The organism is Pseudomonas sp. S2_E02 (assembly GCF_054668355.1).
The window spans coordinates 810,008-828,336 of record NZ_CP162761.1 but is presented as its reverse complement, the minus strand read 5'-3'; the positions used below and the strand labels follow the sequence as shown (position 1 = coordinate 828,336).

The following is an 18,329-nucleotide window of genomic DNA, read 5'->3' as shown; positions in this document are numbered from 1 at the left end:
TCGGTTCAGCTTGTCCGCCGCGCCGGCTCGATGCCCAGCGATTCGGCAATACGCACCAGATCGGCGACCGAACGTGCAGCGAGTTTCCTCATGACCTGCCCGCGATGGACTTTCACCGTCACTTCGCTGAGGTTGAGTTGCGCGGCGATCTGCTTGTTCATCAGCCCGCCAATGACGAAACCGAGCACTTCGCGCTCACGTGCCGTCAATGTTTCGTAGGCTTGACGCAACGCCGCGCCGGATTGTTCGGCGAGCAGTCGCGCACTGTCGCGGGCCAAAGCACTGGCCACCGCATCGAGCATGTCCTGATCACGAAAAGGCTTGGCCAGGAAATCCACCGCGCCGGCCTTCATCGCCTTCACGCTCATGGCGATATCGCCGTGACCGGTCATGAACACGACGGGAATGCGCAGGCCGTTTTTTTCCATTTGCTCCTGAAAGGTCAGGCCACTTTCACCGCGCAAACGCACATCGAGCACCAGACAACCGGGCACGTCGCGTTTGGCCGAAGCGAGGAAGTCTCGGGACGTTTCAAAGGTCTGCACCTGCAGGCCGATCGAACGCAGCAAACCGTCGAGGGCCTGACGCATGGAGGTGTCGTCGTCGACCACATAAACCACCGGTTCCCTCAGCACGGACGGGGCTGCGCTGGGGCTGGAATGCGACCACAGGGTCATCGTGAGTCCTCGGCGAGATCGCAACGTGTGCGATGTGCAGGTGAATAAATCTAGTCCATGATGGCGAACGCAGCCAGAGGCCAGCCAAACGGTCGCGCAGCAGGCTAGCAGTCGACGCGCATTGCCGACAGGCCAGAAACCCCTGAAAATCGGCCATGCCCTTTCCCCTCCTTCTTCAGCCGTTTGAACAGGCAGGATTTCAATGTCCAGCATTCCCTTCACCGCTACGCCCGAACCGCGCGACGTGGTGTTTATTGCCTACCCGCGAATGAGCCTGCTCGACCTCAGTGGCGCGCAAACGGTGTTCTGGGCCGCGAGCAAAGCCTTGGCCGAAAGATGCCAACCCGGTTATCAGTTGCACACCGCCAGCCTTGAGGGTGGTTTGGTCAATACCGTTGAAGGTTTGGCCGTGGACACCCGAGCGCTGCGCGAATTGGACATTGCCGCGCTGCACACCCTCGTCGTACCCGGCGCACCCGATATCTGCCAGACCCTCGACGAGCACGCCGAACTTACCGCGTGGTTGCGGCGTAATGCCCCTGTCGCGAGGCGAGTGGTGTCGGTGTGCAGCGGCGCTTTCCTGCTGGCCCAGTCCGGTTTGCTCGACGGCTGCCGCACCGCCACGCACTGGGCCATGTGCGACAACCTGCGCGAGCGCTTCCCGGCGATCGACGTGGATGCCGATGCGATCTTCATCCAGCAGGGCAAGGTCTGGACCTCGGCGGGGGTCACGGCCGGTATCGATCTGGCCTTAGCGCTGGTCGAGGCCGATTACGGCCGCGAGGTGGCGTTGCAGGTTGCCCGCGAGCTAGTGGTGTACCTCAAGCGCCCCGGTGGTCAGGCGCAATACAGCACATTGCTGCAAGCGCAGGTGCAGGACAGCCCGCAGTTCGACCCGTTGCACTTGTGGCTGATCGATCACCTCGACGATCCGAAGTTGACTGTAGAGCGACTCGCCGAACAGGCGAAAATGAGCCTGCGCAATTTCACCCGCGTCTACAAACAGAGCACCGGGCGCACGCCGTCCAAAGCCATTGAACTGTTCCGCCTCGAAGCGGCCAGGCGCATGCTGGAGAACTCGGCGCACACCATCGACAAGGTTGCGCGTCTTAGCGGCTTCGGTGATGAAGAGCGGCTGCGCGCCTGCTTCCAGCGTCACCTGTCGATTTCACCGCGCGACTACCGCAGCCGCTTCAGCCGCGAAGGTTGATGCCGAAAACCGCTGACGCTCAAAAAGTCTCCACGGACTATACCTAGGTATAGTTTTGCGCCGGTGCTGAGGGCGTATGGTGCAAGAACGACAGGAGTCGCGATATGTGCCCGTCCGGCCAGGGAGCCCTATGCAGCATAAGGTTGTCATTGCGGTGGTTGACGACGACGAGGCCATTCGCGATGCACTCGCAGGTTTGCTTCGCGCCTTCGGTTATCAGGTGTTCACCTATCCGGGCGCGCAGGCATTCCTTGAGTCAAAAAGCCCGGCGCAGACACACTGCCTGATCTCCGATATCCAGATGCCTGGCATGAGCGGCCCGCAACTGCACGAAGCATTACGCGCACAAGGCTGGCGCATTCCGGTGATTTTCGTCACCGCCCATCCCGAAGAATTCCACACCCGCGCGCCCGGCGTCATCGCTTGTCTGCCCAAACCCTTCCCGCCCGACACCCTTCTCAACCACATCGACTTTGCCCTGAACCGTCCTCTGTAGCGTGTTCGATACCTTCGTATACCGCCCTTCGACCCATGCGTAATCCGCACACACCGATGGACAACTGCGCCCGCAGCGCCCACGCCATAGCATTGATTTCGACAGCGGACGATTAAGCGCCATGCAGTACGGCAAGCAGTTTGCGGCGGCCAGTGATCATCACGCCAGTGTCGGAAAAAACTCGGGTTATCCATCCATCAGCATCAGGGAGCACATTATGAAACAGCAATTATTGGTGATCGGTGCGGGGTTCGGCGGGCTGTGGAGCACGTTGAGCGCCGCGCGTTTGCTGGATATGCATGACCGCCACGATGTGGAGATCACACTGCTCGCCCCGCAAGCCGAACTGCGCATCCGTCCGCGCTTCTACGAACCCGATGTCCACAGCATGTACGCGCCGCTGGATGCGCTGCTCGCTGCCGTGGGTGTGCGTTTCGTCAAAGGCACCGCCGAGAGCATTGACAGCCAGGCACGCCGTGTCGGTTATCGCGATGAGGCCGGTCGCCCGGGTGAGCTGACTTACGATCGCCTAGTGCTGGCCAGCGGCAGTCAACTGGCGCGTCCGCCAGTGCCGGGCCTGAAAGAGAATGCGTTCGACGTCGACCAGATCGAGTCGGCGGCACGCCTGGAGCGCCACCTGCACGCGCTGGCCAGCCAACCGGCCAGCGCCGCGCGCAACACAGTGGTCATCGCCGGTGGTGGCTTCACCGGTATCGAAACCGCGACCGAAATGCCGAACCGTCTGCGCGCCATTCTCGGCGAGCTGCAAGACATTCGAGTGATCATCGTTGATCGCAGCAAAGACATCGCCGCGACCATGGGCGACGGCATCCGTCCGTCCATCATCGAAGCGTCAAAAGAACTGGGCATCGAGTGGATCATCGACGCCACGGTCGCCGCCGTGGATGCCAACGGCGTCACCCTCGCCGACGGTCGCCACATCGAGAGCAATACCGTGATCTGGACCGTGGGTTTCCGCGCCAGTCCACTGACCGAACAGCTCAATGCCGAACGCGATGGCCAAGGGCGTCTGCACGTCGACGGCAATCTCAAAGTGCAAGGTCTTGAGCACGTGTTCGCCGCCGGCGATGTCGCCCGTGCTGCCACCGACGACGTCGGCAATACCTCGGTGATGTCCTGCCAGCACGCGATCAGCCTTGGTCGTCATGCCGGCAACAACGCCATTGCTGATCTGCTTGGCGTGACGCCGACCACCTACCGTCAGCCGAAGTACGTGACCTGCCTCGATTTGGGTGCTTGGGGCGCGGTGTACACCGAAGGCTGGGATCGCCAACTGAAGCTGGTGAAAGCCGAAGCCAAGGAACTGAAGACGCAAATCAACAGTGTGTGGATCTACCCGCCGGCCGCTGACCGTCGCACCGCCCTCGCCGCTGCCGACCCGATGATTCCGGTGGCCTGATCTCGCCCCCATTGTCCAAGAACCGATGTCTTGCCTGATAAAAAGGAGAACACCATGACCATACATCTGGATTCCTTCACCGCCCACAACGCCACCCTGCAAACCCCGACCGAAGAGCTGGTGCCATCGCGTTACGCGCTGCGCCTCGGCAACATCGACGTGATGGTAATCAGCGACGGCGTCCTGCCGCTGCCGACCCAAACCATGTCGACCAACGCCGATCCCGCCGAGCGCGCTGCGTGGTTCAAAGAGATGTATCTGGGTCCCGAAGCGTTCGACTGGGCACTCAATGTCCTGGTGGTGCGCAGCGGCGAGCAGGTGATCCTCGTCGACGCCGGCCTCGGCGGACAATTTCCCGGTTTCCCTCGCGCCGGGCAGTTTCCCAAACGCCTCGCGGCGGCCGGTATCGACCTCGCGGACGTCACCGATATTGTCATCACGCACATGCACATGGACCACATCGGCGGCTTACTCGTCGAGACGGTGAAAAATCGTCTGCACGACGACGTGCGCATCCACGTCACCGCCACCGAAGTCGACTTCTGGACCTCGCCGGACTTCACCAGCACCGACATGCCCGCGCCTGTCCCGGACGTGCTGCGGTCCACCGCCAACGCCTTCATCCAGCAATACCAAAGCAAACTGCACATCTTCGAGGACGCGTTCGAAGTCGCCCCCGGCGTGGTCGCAAAACTCACTGGCGGCCACACCCCGGGCCACTGCGTGGTTTACGTGAACTCCGGCGACGAACGCCTGACCTTTGCCGGCGACGCCCTGTTCCCGGTTGCCTTCGACCATCCGGACTGGCACAACGGCTTCGAGCACGATCCTGATGAAGCGGTGCGCGTGCGCGTGCGCCTGCTGCAGGAAGCAGCGGCCAGTGGCGAACTGTTTGTCGCCACACATCTGCCCTTCCCGTCGGTCGGCCGCGTTGCCGTCAATGGCGAGGCGTTCCGCTGGATTCCGGCGATCTGGGATTACTGATTGAGCTAGCGCCACACCGCTTCGCCCGGCCTTGGTCGGGCGAAGTTGTTTTCGCCTGTTACAGATCCGTTCCGGGACAACCGCTACCTTTCCTCCTTTACATGGAACGACGGTCGATCCTTGTTCTCTACCACTGAACCTACAGTGGAGGGATTGACCATGATTGCCCCTGAAACCGGTATGAAACCGGGTGAGCGTTACTGCATTGAAAGCGTCGAGCGCGCGCCGCAATTTCCTGGATTTTTCCTCGATGGCAAGTATTACCTGGGCCCCGAGTTGCAGACGGCCGTCGGCTGGCTTGAAGGACAGAATTTCCTGTATGACCAACTCGATCCCAATGGCGAGCCGGTTTATCCGGGCAGAATCGTTGGCACGATTACCGCGCGGACACTGGAACTGACGGATGGGTTGCGTCTGAGCATCGAGGAAATGCCGTTTCAGGCAGAAGCCGTTTCACCATTGCGGACGTTTGACGAAGTGACCGTTAAAACCCGACCTCTGACGATATCGCAGCGGCACACGACAGCCGGCCGCCAGCCGATGCAACCTTCTGCGCTGTTGGTTGCAGGCGCGGCATTGCTGGTAGGGCTGTGCTTGTTGGCGATCAATCGTTCTGGCCGTCGAGTCAAATAGGCTTTGCACGACGCGGGCGGTGACCGTTTTTTTACGGCCCGCGATCAAAGGCTGATTACAGCGCTGGCTTCGCGCATGAAGATTTCCACGGTCTTCGGGCCGATGCCATCGAACTCCGCCAGTCGCTTCTCGAATGCCTGGCGATCAGGGCTTGCCTCGATCATATGGCTGACCTTGCCCGCGTACTCGTCGTTAAGCTTGCGTGCCAAGGCGTGCAGCCGCACGGCAGTGGTTTCGTCGTAACGCACGTAATGCGCCTCCCCTAGCATCGCGACCAGTTCACGATGGCTGCACGCAGCCAGTTTGCGCGGCGTATCGCGCCCGTGTTTATCGGCAATCACCCGATACGCTTCGGCGGCGATTTCAGCCTGTATCCGCTTGCCCATCAAGAAGCTCGCGAGCAGCCATTTGAACAAGCCACCGTCATCGTTGTGCTTAAGCTGAATGTTCAAATCCCTGGCGCTGATGGTCTTGTTCACCGCTAACCTCCGGAGTTGAAATCGTGGGGATTTTTCGTCCTTTGCCTGCCTGGTAAGTACTTGATCGTTAGGCTGCCGTCGGTTCCAACCGTTCAAAGCAAAACACCTACCAGCGGCCTGAAACGAACTCCCGAAAATCCTTTGAATTTTTTTCGTCGGCAAAACTCATTTGCGTATGAGCGTAAGGAGGAGCGCATGAGTAACGTCGACATCTTCGTCATCGAATACAAACTTCACGGCCAGCCAAAGTCATTCGTCATCCGCGCAAAAACCATGCGCAACGCTGACGCATGGCATTGGGCGAGTTGCGACGCCGGCATTGCGCCGATTCCAAAACCCGGCAAGCCTCCGTTGAAAGTCATCTCCAAACCCCAAGCCGAGCGGTTCGGTATCACCGAGGTGAAATGGCGCGAAACGGCGACGGTGGACTGGACGCAGGCTTAGTCATGTTCAAACAGATCGGTAAGATCATCTGGGTGAGGTGCCGGTGGCTGACGGTGGGGTTTGGCAGTCACCGTGAGCAAATCATCGCTGGCGAGCACTTAAAGGCTCGTCAGCGGCTCATTGAGCAAAATCAGCATTCCGAAAGAGGCCTGCCTTACTGCACATTCAGTTGTAGCAACTCACCACCCTCTTCACTCAGACGCTGCAGATATGCACCGGCGTCAAGCAACTGATAAGGAAAGTAAAGACCTGCCGGAGTCGGCGGCTGACCATCCAGCCCAAGCAATCGCTCCAGCAGCATGGCGACGCTCAGACCCGTCAACGCTGCAGCGCCTGCCGGGTGAACGAGAGCATGCCGGGTGTGCAACGGGCGCCCTTGATGATCCTCACCCAGCAGTTCGATAAGAATCTCGGTCGACATCGGCCGACCGGCGCGCCGCGATGAACTCACTCCGCTGGCGAGATTGAACTGAACATTTGGCGCATCGGTGGCCGCCGCCAGCCCGGTGACATCGATGGACGAGAAGCCGCTGGCTTGCATCGCCGTGCCGTCCAGCGCTCGGAAGCTGACGTTCTTGTCCACCCCTTCGCGCCAGAGGTAATCGCCCTCGCGCCGAGTCAGGGCGGCGGGCAGCATCTTGTTCAGGTGTTCGAAATCCTTGGCCACCGCCGGCCCGCCGCCATCCTGCTCGTCGACCAACGCATCGATGCGGATGTCGCGCACCCGGGCAAACGCCTTGGCAAGATGCAGCGTCGCCACGGTCGTCGCGCCCACCATCCATTCGTAACCCAACACAATGGGCGACGCATCAGGTCGATGGATGTAATTGGCAATTTGCGGCGCTATCTCGAAAATGCCGGAAGAAATGCTCAGGTGCGGCACCCGTCGCCTCTGCGCGAAACGCAACCCGGCAAGGGAATGATCCATATAGAAAACCGCTACGGCGCTGACCGGGCGATCACCCAGCCCAAGGTCATCGGCAGCAGGGTCAATGACCACGCCCTGCGCCCCGCCCATTTCCTCGGCGGCTTGCTCAGCCTTGGCCAGGTCTCGGCCGCCGATCAGCAACGGGACGCCGGGATAAGCAGCACGCAACGCTTCGGCAGAACGGTGGCCAATGGCGCCGGAACCGCCCAGGAACAAAATCGGGTGAACTGACATGGGTATCCTTCCTCGTCTTTTGGGGTTGTAACCTAGTGTTGGTGCGTGCCCTGTCGTGAGGGTTCCCCGCCACTGCCTGAGCTGGAGAGTGGACCGACGAATGTCATTTTGAACAGCGTGTTGATGAGCCGTGTTTAGGCGTTTTTTATGGTTGTTTAAAAGACACGTCGCGTTACCTGCTTAAGGCTACAACGTCTTGCGCCATTGCCTACGACTACGCCAGAATCCGCCGGCTTGTGCGTCTCAAGGGCCACCGGTAACTTTGTTCGCGTCACTGATTCCCAGTGATCGGGTTTAGTAGCCCGTGGTAAATGAAAGTGCACAAGCGTCCATTAGAAGGTATTCACTTACCTGCACTTGATGGCGGCTGTGCGTAGGGCGCCCTCGGGCGCGCCGGCTTTCTTCTTTTCCCCGGTCTACTAACCTGCGTACAGCTGCCCCCCCTGTTTAGTAGCTCGGAGCGGCGGCCACCCAACAGGAAAAAGAAGAAATGTTCAAGATCACGCCAAACCCGCCGGAGACAGATCCGGCCTCTCCGTACGAATCACCCGACTCAAAGAAATTCCACGAAGCCGCCGAACGCGCCCTCGACCACTACCTCAAACCGGCCGACCGGATAATGGCCACGCCGTACCGACCCAGCACCATGTTCCAAGCCAACCCGAAAACTGCGACAGAAGAATTACTGGTCAATGCCAGTGAATCGCTAGGCTCTGCTTCGGTGATGTTGGGCAACGTGATCGGAATGGTGGAAGGCTCAGCGCGCAAGACCCTTCAGGGCATTGCGCAAGTGGTAATGCTGGGCGAATTGGCGGTAAATCAAGCGCTGGATAATGTTGTGCCGGTGGATTGATGAGTAATCCCTTTGTGGCGGCGTTCTGGCTGCTGTCACAAAGGGATCAGGATTGCATTTGGCGTCGGCTCTCGGCCAAAAGCCGTCAGCTGCAATTAAAACTAAACGGCTACGTGTTTACCCAACTCAATTTTACTGAAGGAGCTTCAAGGCGCGATCAAAGTCGAACAGCTCTACCTGCGCCGCGGCAAGTGCCAGACGTTCTGCCAGCGCTCGATCGAGTGGCCTGTTGCGCAGGGCCGCCAGCACGTCCAAAGCCGCCGTATCTCCTTCGTCCAGAAGAACAATAAGCCTGTTCAGTTGCTCGCTGATTCCCGAGTCGTCCAGCAGGTCACCCTCCGTGGAAGCCAGTGTGTCCGCCTCAAGGTTCGCCAGACTTGCGAGGGTCGGGAGCAAGTAATGCTCGACCTGCATCGCTAGCGCTTGCACGACCTCAGCCGGTTCGTTGTCCTGACAGGCCTGTTCTAACAACGTGCAGGCCTGCGCCACGGCCTTGGCGCCGATGTTGCCGGCGGTGCCGCGCAAGCTGTGCGCCAGTCGTGCGGCAGCAGCAGAATCCGGATCGATTCGTGCGGCCTGGAATTGCTCGGAAAAATCTGTCTGAGTGTCGCGAAACTTGCAGAGCAGACGTAAGTAGAGATCCCGCCGCCCCATGCAGGTGGCGAGTCCCGCCGCCAGGTCAATGCCCTCAAGACGATCTGGCAATCCATCGACCAAACCTGCGTTCAGCGAAGCTTGAGCGGCTCGTGGCTTGATCCATTTTGCCATTGTGGCGAACATGGTTTCGACATTGAGTGGCTTGGAGATATGATCGTTCATACCGCATTCGAGGGCGCGCTCGCGGTCACCGTCCATGGCGTTGGCGGTCATGGCGATCACTGGCAGAGTGCGAAAGCGCGGTTGCTGACGAATTTTCCGGGTGGCCGTGTAGCCATCCATCACCGGCATCTGGCAATCCATCAGCACGCCATCGAAGTCGTCATCCTCGCCGAGAATATCCAGGGCCTCTTGGCCGTGCGTGGCGAGTCGCAAGCGTATTCCGACGCTCTCCAGTAGCTCGCTGGCCAGTTCCTGATTCAGATCGTTGTCTTCGACCAGAAGCAGTCGCGCTCCATTGAGGCTGGCGACGGTGTTGGCATTGTGCAGGGAGCGTTCGCCAGCCCGAGTATCGCTGTGGGTGTCTCTGCCCAGCACGACACCGATGGCTTCAAGTAACGAGGACGGCGTGACAGGTTTGGTCAGTACCACCGGCAACTGGATGCCCTGGCGCTCGGCTTCTTCGCGGGCTTCTTCGCGGCCAAAAGCGGTCACCATGATCACCGATGGCGTGCGCATCAGGCTGGCGGAATGCATTCTGCTCACAGCCTCCATGCCATCCATGCCGGGCATCCGCCAGTCCATCAAGACCAGATCGTAAGGCAGCACCTTGTGCTCGGCGTCGGCCAACATGCGCAGCGCCAGACTACCGCTCTGCGCGACATCCACTTCCAGACCAAAGCTGCGCGCCATGCCCGAAAGGATTTCACGGGCACTGGCGTTGTCATCCACGACAAGCACGCGCATGCCCAACAGCTCGCCAGCCTTGAACATGCGACGCGGCGGAACATTTTGCTGTACGCCGAGTTGTACCTGGAAGTGAAACGTGGAGCCGACTCCCGGTTGGCTTTCAACCCAGATTCGACCGGCCATCAGCTCCACCAGCTTCTTCGAAATGGACAATCCCAGCCCGGTGCCCCCGTACTTGCGAGTGATCGAACTGTCAGCCTGACTGAACGACTGGAACAGGCGTGAACACTGCTCGACGGTCATGCCGATGCCCGTATCGCGCACCCAGAAATGCAGCTGCACGTGTTCGTTGTGAGAAGCAACTTCTTCAACGCCGACCACGATGTCACCGTGCTCGGTGAACTTTGCCGCGTTGTTGCCGAGGTTGATCAGCACCTGCCCCAGACGCAAGGGATCGCCCAGCAGTGCCGTGGGCAGGTCGGGCGGGATCTGAAACAACAACTCCAGCCCCTTGTCCTCGGTCTTCAAGCCGATCATGGCAGCGAAGCTGTCGAGTACATCTTCCAGACGGAACGGGATCTGTTCGAGACTCATTCGGCCGGCTTCGATCTTTGAGAAATCAAGAATGTCGTTGATGATTCCCAGCAGGTTCTCCGCTGATCGGTGGACTTTTTCAATGTAGTTGCGCTGGCGCTTATCCAGTTCGGTACGCAGCGCCAGGTGGCTCATGCCGATGATGGCGTTCATCGGTGTTCGGATCTCATGGCTCATGTTGGCGAGAAACTCGCTCTTGGCCTGCGTGGCCTCCTCGGCCGCAGCCCTTGCCTCTGCCAGTGCGGTGACATCGATGTTGATGCCGGTTGCGCGCAATGGCTTGCCGTCAGGCGTGCGTGAAAAGCGATTCAGCGACCGGAACGTGCGCACCTGCCCATCGTTTTTACGCACAATCCGGAAGTCGAACTCGGCGCGATCATCGCCACTCTGGACGGCACTCTCGAACGTGCTGCTGACCCGCGCCAGATCGTCGGGATGCACCAGTGCCTTCCAGTGCGCCAGCGTACCGCCGAAGCCGCCTGGCTCCAGACCAAACAGGACTTCGAGTTGGGGGGTCCAATAATTTGTGCCACTGATCAGGTCGACGTCGAACAGCCCGATGTCACCGGACTCCTGCGCCAGATTCAGACGATCGCTGGCCGTGCGCAGCCTGGCTTCCATCGCCCTGCGCTCACTGACATCGCGCACCGAGGCGCACACACAGACGCCACGCCCCTCCAGACGCGGTAGATGGGAAAGGCCGATTTCCACGGAGAACAAACTGCCGTCTTTGCGTACGCCGCTCAGATCGTCAAGATCGCCGCCCATCTGCCGGGTTCCGCCGCTGGCAATGAAGCCGTCGCGTAACCTGACATGGCGCTCGCGGGCAGCCTGCGGTACCAGACGCTCGATGCTGGCGCCAATCAGCTCGCCGGGGGCGTAGCCAAACAGGGTATCCATTTGCGGGTTGGTCATCAGGATGCGACCGTCGGCGCCCAGCACCAGCATGCCGTCCGGTGCTGCCTCGATGATGCCGCGGTACCAGGCTTCGGTGGCGCGCAATGCGGCCTGCTGGGCCTCCAGCTCGCTGGCCTGGTGCTCCAGTTGCAAAGCCTGCGCGCCCATTTCGTCTGCCTGACGGCGAGTTTCCAAGAGCAGCGCCTGAGCTGCCTCACTGCGTTCCATAATGGCCATGGCGCCGGCCAGCCGGGGCAGGACTTCTTGCAGCAGCAGCGCTTCATTCTCTTCCAGTTGGCGAAAACCGGCCATTTCCATCACCCCGAGCAGGCGTTCGCCACGCATCACGGGCTGAACCAACAGGACGCTGGCGGGGGCTGCGCCCAACGGCGTGCGCACATGCCAAAACGGCTCCGGTAGATCCTGAAGCTGGCGGGGCTGGCGATCCAGTGCGCACTGGCCAAGCAACCCTTCACCGAGATCAAGTTCAGCGGGGAGCGGGTGAACACTGTCCACCGCATAACCGCCAACCAGGCGCAGGCGTGCCGCGCCTTCATAGAGAACGTAAAGCGCTCCCTGGCACATGCCCAACTGCGGCGCGATGTGGCTGAAAAAAGCCTGGGCCAACTGCTGCGGCGTCTCCGCCTGTTGCAGATCCACTTGCAGGAGCGACGTGTGGTTTTTGATCCAGCGCTGGCGCTCAAGCTGACAAGCTTCCAGCTGCAGCGTGGCGATGGCACGCGCCAGGTCGCCGGTTTCGTTGCGAAGATCGGTGTGCGGGATGTGACCGTCCAGCTTGCCGGACGCCAATTCGTCCACCGCCACGCGGACGCGATTCAACGGCACGCGAATGGAATAACTGACCAGCCAGGTCAACAGCAAGGCCAGCGTCGACCCACCCAGCAGCAAGATGGACGTAATCGCAGTACTTCGCTCTGCGTACTCCGCCAGGTTCTTCGCTGTATCGTGGATGTCGGCTTCCTTGTTTTTCTCGATCTTGTTGAGCAGCCCGTCGCCGCCCTGTTCCAGCGCAAGAAAATCTTTACTGTTGAGCAACATCAAGGCCTGACCCAAGGAACCCTTGCCGGCCAGCTCCAGTGCCTCATCGCCGTCTTTTTGCAGACGCTTTAATACCATTTCGAATTCCAGCAGGCTGCTGACGCTGCTCTGCCTGCGCAGCGTTGGACGAACCTGCTCCAGCGCTTCGTGGAGTCGCGCCTGGGCGACATCCATCTGGGCTCTGGCGCTGATACGGATGTCTGCGTTGTTGGTCGCGATTGCACGTTGCATGGCGAGCAACAGATGCGGCAACTGCACCCGGACCTCCTGCACATGCTGAATACCTACCAGATCCTGTTGGTACAACTGCTGCATTTCAGTTCTTAGCGAATACTGCGTGCGCAGGCTTTGCACGCCCAATATCAGGATCAATATCAGCAGCGCAGCGAAGCCGATGATCAATTTACTGCGCAGAGACAGGCGCTCGAGCATCTCGAACAGTCTGTTCATAAACGGCCTCTTTCAGCTGGATGTGCAGAGTAATGCGCGGGGTTCAGGGACGTTCGGCAATCTGCTCAAGCAGTGCTAACTGCCTGGCCATGTCCTGGTCGCTGTCGGCAAATCGCTCGGCAATTGCGCGGAACTGCTCGGCATTGGCGAGAAACGCGTCACAGATGTCCGGATCAAAATGCGAGCCCCGGCCTTCGTGGATGATTTTCACCGCCTGCTCGTGAGGCATGCCGGGTTTGTACACGCGGCGGCTGATCAGCGCATCGTAGACATCTGCCACGGCCATTAACCTGGCGCTGATCGGGATATCGTCGGCGGCCAAGCCTTGCGGATAGCCACTGCCATCCCACTTTTCCTGATGGCCGTAGGCGATTTCCTTGGCCAAATGAAGGAAATCGACGTTTATGCCTAATTGATCCTCCGCGTGCTGGATGGCGTCACGCCCCAATGTGGTGTGGGTCTTCATGATCTCGAATTCTTCAGCGGTGAGGCGTCCCGGTTTGAGCAGGATGCGATCGGGAATGCCAATCTTGCCGATATCGTGCAGCGGTGCCGATTTGAAGAGCAGCTTGATGCTGTCCTCGTCGAGAAAGTGCCGGAAGCGCGGGTGGTTGCGCAACAGTTCAGCCAGGCGTTTGATGTAGTGCTGGGTACGGCGAATGTGGTTGCCGGTTTCGTTGTCACGGGTTTCGGCCAGCGAAGCCATGGCGTGGATGGTGACATCCTGGATGGCGATCACCTCCTGGGTGCGGCGCTGCACTTCCCGCTCCAGAAACTCATTCTGATTGCGCAGGAAATCGGCAACGGACTTGAGCTTGATTTGGGTCTCGACCCTGGCCATGAGCACCGGGGGGATGATCGGCTTGGTGATGTAATCCGCAGCCCCGAGGCTCAAGCCGCGAATCTCGTCCTCCGTGGCGGTCATGGAGGTGAGGAAAATGATCGGTATATGGCGAATGCGAACGTCAAGCTTGAGCTGCTCGGCAATGTCATAACCGGACAAGCCCGGCATCATGATGTCCAGCAGGATCAGATCGGGAAGCGGGTCGGCCTGCAGAAGGCGTAGGGCCTTTTCGCCGCTGTTGGCGGCCTTGACCCGATATTTGTCCTTCAGCAACTCGGCGATCAACATCAGGTTGTCGGGGGTATCGTCGACCACCAGAACGGTCGCTGATGGATAAACGCCCTGAGTGCTATCCATGGTTGTTGGCTCCCTTGCCAGACAATTAAGGAGTTGGCTTATTTACACCAGTCTCATGCTGGCAAGCGTAGCTAGAAACGCTGCAATCGCTAGGCGGAAATCTGTAGGCTGGATCGTAGAGGCACTAGATCGAATGTCTGCTACTGGCCGGAAGCAGACAATAGTCAATGTCCACGCTGGCTCCCAAGCAGTGACTGGATGTAATAGGGAACACGCGATGAAGCACGTAGCACAACTAAAGGCCCTGCTTACTCACGACCCTGCAAGGATGAAAATCCTGCGTATGGCTCGCGATCTGAACTTGCCCGACTGCTGGATTGCCGCCGGCTTCGTGCGCAGTCTGGTATGGGATCACCTGCATCAACGCAAGCCTTCAGCGCTGCCAGATGATATCGATGTCATCTGGTTCGACCCGGCACGTGCCAATACAGAAACGGATTCGGCTTTAGTCAGAAAGCTGTCGAGCCGGTGTAGTGAAGTGAACTGGTCTGTAAAAAATCAGGCGCGAATGCACTTGCGCAACGCCGATACCCCTTATCAATCGACGACCGATGCAATGACCTGCTGGCCCGAGACTGCCACGGCCGTCGCTGTCAGGCTTGATCATCACGGTGAAGTGGAAGTTTCAGCACCGCTGGGGCTGGAAGACCTGTTCTCAGGAGTGGTGCGGCCGACCGATCGATTCAAATCCGAAAAATACCCCCTGTTCCTGGACCGCATTAGATCCAAAGCGTGGCGTGAGATTTGGCCTGAGCTGATATTCGTCACGCAACGATAAGGTCAATGGCGACTGGCCTAGCCTCCCGAGGTGATCGGCCGCTGAAATCCTTTAACCCTGAACGCAGAGAAAAACCTGTTATCCACCCATAAACCATCGTAATTTACCCGCCATAACTACAAGGTCGTTTGGGGATACACGTGGGAGCCTATCGTCTGTTGTTGGCCGTGCTGGTCGCTGTTTCGCATATGGGCAAGATGTTCATGGGGTTCAACCCGGGCGTGGTGGCGGTGATTTCTTTCCTGCTCATCAGTGGTTTTGTGATGACCTCACTGATCGAGCGCAACTACCAGGCGCCCGAGAAAGTTGGCCGGTTCTACCTGGACCGCGCCCTGCGCCTTTACCCGCAATTCCTGTTCTACTTCATCCTCTCTTGTGCGGTGATCTATTTCCTCCTGCCTGGCACGCCGCAATGGGCCGAATTGACCTTCAGAAACATCGCAGCCAGCCTGGCGATCGTGCCGTTGGGTTTCTATATGTTCGGCGCGAGCGGATCGTGGATTTTGCCTCCGGCCTGGTCGCTCGGGCTTGAGATGTGCTTTTATCTGGTGATCCCGTTCCTGCTCATCTACCGAGCACGGGGCGTGGCTTTCGCCTTGTCCGTTGCGGTCTTCATCCCCGCGTGCCTGGGTTTCGTCAACACCGACTACTACGGCTACCGCTTGTTGCCCGGCGTGCTGTTTATATTCCTGTGCGGCAGTTACCTCTACAAACCGCAGGCCAAGGGATTAATAATCGCCGCAGGCACCGCTGTGGCAGCGGCATTGATCTTTGCAGCGATCATGATGGGCTGGATCGAACGTCGGCCGTCCAACGCCGAAGTGGCCGCCGGCATTGCCCTGGGCATCCCTGCCGTGTACGGGCTGACAACACTCAAATTTCACCGGATTGACGAGTTTCTCGGGAACATCAGCTATGGCGTATTCCTCAATCACTTCCTGGTGATTTACTTCCTGCACGGCCTCTGGCCGATCACCTCATTCGATTGGTCCAAGGTTGCAACGGTGTTGGTGCTGTCGTTCTTGCTCAGTGGTGTTTCGTATTACTGCGTCGAGCGGCCAGCGTTGAAGTATCGGCATAAACTTCGGGCCGGCTCCAAGGATCGAGTGGGGGCCGTTCGGGCAAGTGAGGCAACGGCTTGACGGCGACATTCAACAGGCGAGGGATCACGCTGCTGAACGTGGTCTGTCTCTCACATTCATGTGCCTAAGCGAGCGCGGTCATTCGCGAACCACTGCTGGCGGCGCTATGATCGCAACACCCGACGTCTTGAACACAAAACCCATGCCCACGCCAAAAACCCGCCCTACCCCCGCCCCGTTCCTCAACCCCGGCGAATCCGTGGTCCTGTTCGATGGCGTGTGCAAGCTCTGCAACGGCTGGGCGCGTTTTTTGATTCGCCATGATCATCAACGTCGCGTGCGTCTGGCAGCGGTGCAGTCGCCGGAGGGACAAGCCTTGCTCGCGTGGGCCGGCCTGCCAGTCGACCAATTCGACACCATGGCGGTAATCCGTGACCGTCACTACTGGGAACGTTCAGACGCGTTCTTCGAAGTCATCAGCCAACTACCCGCCCGCTGGCAGGCATTGCGGCTGCTACGCGTATTTCCGCGCGGCCTGCGCGACTGGGCTTACGACCGCATCGCGCTGAACCGCTACCGACTGTTCGGCAAGTACGACACCTGCCTGCTGCCAACCCCGGATCATCAACAGCGCTTTCTGAAAATAACTACGCCAGAAAGCTAATCAACTGCACCAGTGTCATCTTCGTCACCATCATCAGCACGATGACAAACATCCCGGCAAACCCGAGCACGCCCATCCAGAACCACTTCCTGTAAACGGCTTGATACTGCTCATCAAGCCTCGCCCCCGCCTCGCTCGCACTCGACGCCATCACATACAGGCGCTTCTGCAGGAGCAACACCGGCAGCCACAGCGAGCCGACGCAGAAGAAGACGATCAGCGAGGTCAGCACCCACTCGGTGCTCATCGACAACCCCGAAAGCCGCATCAGCAGATAACCGGTGATGATCTGCATAAACCCGGCCGGCGTGGTGATCCAGGTGTCGAAGCGCACCACCATGCGCGCGACGTGCGCGATCACGTGCGGGTTGCCGGTGCGGCTGGCGGCGATCAGGTAGAGGTAGGAGCCCATGCCGAAACCGAACAGGAAGATCGCGGCGATGATGTGCAGGTACTTGAGGCACAGATAGAGCATGTCAGCGCTGCCCGTCCGAGAAATGCACGGCCAGGCTCAGGTTGTCCGGGTCGTTGATCGCGGCCATGTACTCGGCGACGCTGATTTCGCCCACGCACGGTCTGGCGCCGGCGGTTGGCACGTAACCCTGGGCCATTTTCGTGGCCAGGGCCACGGCGGCGCAGCTGGGGATCTCCGGGCCTTTGTCGTTCAAAGCGGTGAGTTGCGCGGTCATCGACAGCGCTTTGCCATCAACACCAAGGCCCTGCACGTCGATGTACATCGCACTTTTGCCATCGCCGAATCGCTCAAATCGCATGCCCAACCGATGCAGTCTTCCGGCCCACAAGGCATGGTCGCGCACCAGCCCGACTTTCAGCGCCTGCGCCAGCAAGCCGTTGGCGATACCGCCGAGCTTGAGACCGGCGCCGGCCTTGAAGCTCAGGGTTTGCGCACCATAACGACCGGCGAAGATGTCCATGTCCGGGACATCGACGTTGGCCAGCAATCGCGTGCCCATCTGCGGCATCTTGCGCAGGGTCAGGTCCAGCCAGCCCGACACTTCATGGACTTTGCCGTTCTTGAGTTGCTTGATCGGTTTGCCGGCGTAAGCGAGTACGCCTTCGATGGTCGACAGCCCGGGCATTTTTGCCGAGGAAGAAATGCCATGCTCGATCGAGTCAATGCGCGAAAAGCGCTGGCGCTGCTCATCAATGATCGCGGAAGACAGCGTCGGCACCGAACTGCAACCACTGAGGATCGCCACGCCCGCTTGTTTCGCCCGCGCGTCGAGCACGTCGATGCCGTTGACGAAGGTGCGGCAGTCCGCGAGGTCGCAGTAGTTCACGCCGGCATCGATGCAACGCTGCGCAACGGCATAGGCTTGCCCCTGAAACGGCCCGCCGGTATGGACGACCAACTGAATGTTCAGCGCACGCAAAGCGGCTTCGAACTCCGTCCCCATGGCATCGCCGCACCAGCCTTCGCAGACGTTTCCCGAATGGCTGTTGAGCTCATCGAGTTTGCGCTGCAACTTGCGCGGATCACGACCCGAGAGCACCAGCCCGATGTCCGGCATCAGCGCCAGATGTCTGCACACGATGCTGCCGAAATTTCCGTAGCCCCCGACCACCATCACCCTGAACGGCATGCAATTCTTCCCTAAGTCATTTCATCAAACAGGCGGGAAGGATATAGGGCCGAACGTCAGCAGGCCATTCAGATCAGTTGTTCGCCAGCAGACGCGATCCATTTGCGCAGCAGACAGCCAGAGTGTGCCGTCGCGA

17 protein-coding genes are annotated in these 18,329 nt (G+C 59.6%); 10 read left to right on the top strand and 7 right to left on the bottom strand.

Annotated elements, in window-relative coordinates; all coding sequences use genetic code 11:
• Positions 1–5: 5 nt before the first annotated feature.
• Positions 6–677 (bottom strand): response regulator transcription factor, encoded by a 672-nt coding sequence (locus AB4O01_RS03690; protein ID WP_258709754.1) that lies wholly within the window; start codon positions 675–677, stop codon positions 6–8.
• A 202-nt stretch (positions 678–879) separates the two neighbouring features.
• Between AB4O01_RS03690 and AB4O01_RS03685 the strand changes: the two genes are divergently transcribed.
• The 5 genes from AB4O01_RS03685 to AB4O01_RS03665 all read left to right on the top strand — a co-directional run bounded on the left by AB4O01_RS03685 (position 880) and on the right by AB4O01_RS03665 (position 5,420).
• A complete protein-coding gene (locus tag AB4O01_RS03685; RefSeq protein ID WP_093433323.1) occupies positions 880–1,887 on the top strand; it encodes a GlxA family transcriptional regulator in 1,008 nt (335 codons plus the stop codon).
• 130 nt (positions 1,888–2,017) lie between these two features.
• Entirely contained in the window at positions 2,018–2,383 is a 366-nt protein-coding gene (locus AB4O01_RS03680) for a response regulator transcription factor (RefSeq protein ID WP_093433326.1), read from the top strand.
• 217 nt (positions 2,384–2,600) lie between these two features.
• Positions 2,601–3,803, top strand: a complete 1,203-nt coding sequence (locus AB4O01_RS03675; RefSeq protein WP_460090719.1) for an NAD(P)/FAD-dependent oxidoreductase — start codon at positions 2,601–2,603, stop codon at positions 3,801–3,803.
• Positions 3,804–3,857: 54 nt separating this feature from the next.
• Positions 3,858–4,787 (top strand): MBL fold metallo-hydrolase, encoded by a 930-nt coding sequence (locus AB4O01_RS03670; RefSeq protein ID WP_460090718.1) that lies wholly within the window; start codon positions 3,858–3,860, stop codon positions 4,785–4,787.
• A 159-nt stretch (positions 4,788–4,946) separates the two neighbouring features.
• Complete coding sequence (locus AB4O01_RS03665) at positions 4,947–5,420, top strand: short chain dehydrogenase (RefSeq protein WP_093433332.1); 474 nt, start codon at positions 4,947–4,949, stop codon at positions 5,418–5,420.
• Positions 5,421–5,464: 44 nt separating this feature from the next.
• Here the strand turns inward: AB4O01_RS03665 and AB4O01_RS03660 are convergent, their stop codons facing one another.
• A complete protein-coding gene (locus AB4O01_RS03660) occupies positions 5,465–5,899 on the bottom strand; it encodes an HhH-GDP family DNA glycosylase (RefSeq protein WP_099758936.1) in 435 nt (144 codons plus the stop codon).
• 195 nt (positions 5,900–6,094) lie between these two features.
• On the opposite strand from AB4O01_RS03660, the gene AB4O01_RS03655 reads away from it, so the two are divergent.
• Entirely contained in the window at positions 6,095–6,343 is a 249-nt protein-coding gene (locus AB4O01_RS03655) for a DUF6555 family protein (RefSeq protein WP_460090716.1), read from the top strand.
• 154 nt (positions 6,344–6,497) lie between these two features.
• Here the strand turns inward: AB4O01_RS03655 and AB4O01_RS03650 are convergent, their stop codons facing one another.
• Positions 6,498–7,505 carry an NAD(P)-dependent oxidoreductase gene (locus AB4O01_RS03650; RefSeq protein ID WP_460090715.1) on the bottom strand — a complete coding sequence of 336 codons (1,008 nt, stop codon included), beginning with the start codon at positions 7,503–7,505 and terminating at the stop codon, positions 6,498–6,500.
• Positions 7,506–7,995: 490 nt separating this feature from the next.
• Between AB4O01_RS03650 and AB4O01_RS03645 the strand changes: the two genes are divergently transcribed.
• On the top strand, positions 7,996–8,358 hold the full coding sequence (locus AB4O01_RS03645) for a DUF6124 family protein (protein WP_460090713.1): 363 nt from the start codon (positions 7,996–7,998) through the stop codon (positions 8,356–8,358).
• A 132-nt stretch (positions 8,359–8,490) separates the two neighbouring features.
• Here the strand turns inward: AB4O01_RS03645 and AB4O01_RS03640 are convergent, their stop codons facing one another.
• Both AB4O01_RS03640 and AB4O01_RS03635 read right to left on the bottom strand, forming a co-directional pair.
• Entirely contained in the window at positions 8,491–12,864 is a 4,374-nt protein-coding gene (locus AB4O01_RS03640) for a response regulator (RefSeq protein ID WP_460090712.1), read from the bottom strand.
• A gap of 43 nt (positions 12,865–12,907) precedes the next feature.
• Positions 12,908–14,065: an HD-GYP domain-containing protein gene (locus AB4O01_RS03635; RefSeq protein WP_460090711.1), complete on the bottom strand. Its 1,158-nt coding sequence runs from the start codon at positions 14,063–14,065 to the stop codon at positions 12,908–12,910.
• Positions 14,066–14,282: 217 nt separating this feature from the next.
• Between AB4O01_RS03635 and AB4O01_RS03630 the strand changes: the two genes are divergently transcribed.
• From AB4O01_RS03630 to AB4O01_RS03620, 3 genes are all read left to right on the top strand, one after another.
• Positions 14,283–14,843, top strand: coding sequence for a nucleotidyltransferase family protein (locus AB4O01_RS03630; RefSeq protein WP_460090710.1), 561 nt, complete (start codon positions 14,283–14,285; stop codon positions 14,841–14,843).
• A gap of 140 nt (positions 14,844–14,983) precedes the next feature.
• Entirely contained in the window at positions 14,984–15,985 is a 1,002-nt protein-coding gene (locus AB4O01_RS03625; RefSeq protein WP_099758930.1) for an acyltransferase family protein, read from the top strand.
• Positions 15,986–16,127: 142 nt separating this feature from the next.
• Positions 16,128–16,589, top strand: a complete 462-nt coding sequence (locus AB4O01_RS03620; RefSeq protein ID WP_186624195.1) for a thiol-disulfide oxidoreductase DCC family protein — start codon at positions 16,128–16,130, stop codon at positions 16,587–16,589.
• On the opposite strand, the gene AB4O01_RS03615 is transcribed toward AB4O01_RS03620, so the two are convergent.
• Both AB4O01_RS03615 and AB4O01_RS03610 read right to left on the bottom strand, forming a co-directional pair.
• Complete coding sequence (locus tag AB4O01_RS03615; protein WP_460090709.1) at positions 16,573–17,064, bottom strand: DUF2269 family protein; 492 nt, start codon at positions 17,062–17,064, stop codon at positions 16,573–16,575. The two genes, AB4O01_RS03620 and AB4O01_RS03615, sit on opposite strands and share 17 nt — an antisense overlap.
• Before the next feature lies 1 nt (position 17,065).
• Positions 17,066–18,193, bottom strand: a complete 1,128-nt coding sequence (locus tag AB4O01_RS03610) for a saccharopine dehydrogenase family protein (protein ID WP_460090708.1) — start codon at positions 18,191–18,193, stop codon at positions 17,066–17,068.
• Positions 18,194–18,329 lie beyond the last annotated feature (136 nt).

Excerpts from the sequence above, each read along its gene's own strand:
- AB4O01_RS03615 (WP_460090709.1), bottom strand. The coding sequence starts at position 17,064 with ATGCTCTATCTGTGCCTCAAGTACCTGCACATCATCGCCGCGATCTTC.
- AB4O01_RS03690 (WP_258709754.1), bottom strand. The coding sequence starts at position 677 with ATGACCCTGTGGTCGCATTCCAGCCCCAGCGCAGCCCCGTCCGTGCTG.
- AB4O01_RS03610 (WP_460090708.1), bottom strand. The coding sequence starts at position 18,193 with ATGCCGTTCAGGGTGATGGTGGTCGGGGGCTACGGAAATTTCGGCAGC.
- AB4O01_RS03650 (WP_460090715.1), bottom strand. The coding sequence starts at position 7,505 with ATGTCAGTTCACCCGATTTTGTTCCTGGGCGGTTCCGGCGCCATTGGC.
- AB4O01_RS03645 (WP_460090713.1), top strand. The coding sequence starts at position 7,996 with ATGTTCAAGATCACGCCAAACCCGCCGGAGACAGATCCGGCCTCTCCG.
- AB4O01_RS03680 (WP_093433326.1), top strand. The coding sequence starts at position 2,018 with ATGCAGCATAAGGTTGTCATTGCGGTGGTTGACGACGACGAGGCCATT.
- AB4O01_RS03635 (WP_460090711.1), bottom strand. The coding sequence starts at position 14,065 with ATGGATAGCACTCAGGGCGTTTATCCATCAGCGACCGTTCTGGTGGTC.
- AB4O01_RS03655 (WP_460090716.1), top strand. The coding sequence starts at position 6,095 with ATGAGTAACGTCGACATCTTCGTCATCGAATACAAACTTCACGGCCAG.
- AB4O01_RS03620 (WP_186624195.1), top strand. The coding sequence starts at position 16,128 with ATGCCCACGCCAAAAACCCGCCCTACCCCCGCCCCGTTCCTCAACCCC.
- AB4O01_RS03630 (WP_460090710.1), top strand. The coding sequence starts at position 14,283 with ATGAAGCACGTAGCACAACTAAAGGCCCTGCTTACTCACGACCCTGCA.
- AB4O01_RS03685 (WP_093433323.1), top strand. The coding sequence starts at position 880 with ATGTCCAGCATTCCCTTCACCGCTACGCCCGAACCGCGCGACGTGGTG.
- AB4O01_RS03675 (WP_460090719.1), top strand. The coding sequence starts at position 2,601 with ATGAAACAGCAATTATTGGTGATCGGTGCGGGGTTCGGCGGGCTGTGG.
- AB4O01_RS03665 (WP_093433332.1), top strand. The coding sequence starts at position 4,947 with ATGATTGCCCCTGAAACCGGTATGAAACCGGGTGAGCGTTACTGCATT.
- AB4O01_RS03640 (WP_460090712.1), bottom strand. The coding sequence starts at position 12,864 with ATGAACAGACTGTTCGAGATGCTCGAGCGCCTGTCTCTGCGCAGTAAA.
- AB4O01_RS03670 (WP_460090718.1), top strand. The coding sequence starts at position 3,858 with ATGACCATACATCTGGATTCCTTCACCGCCCACAACGCCACCCTGCAA.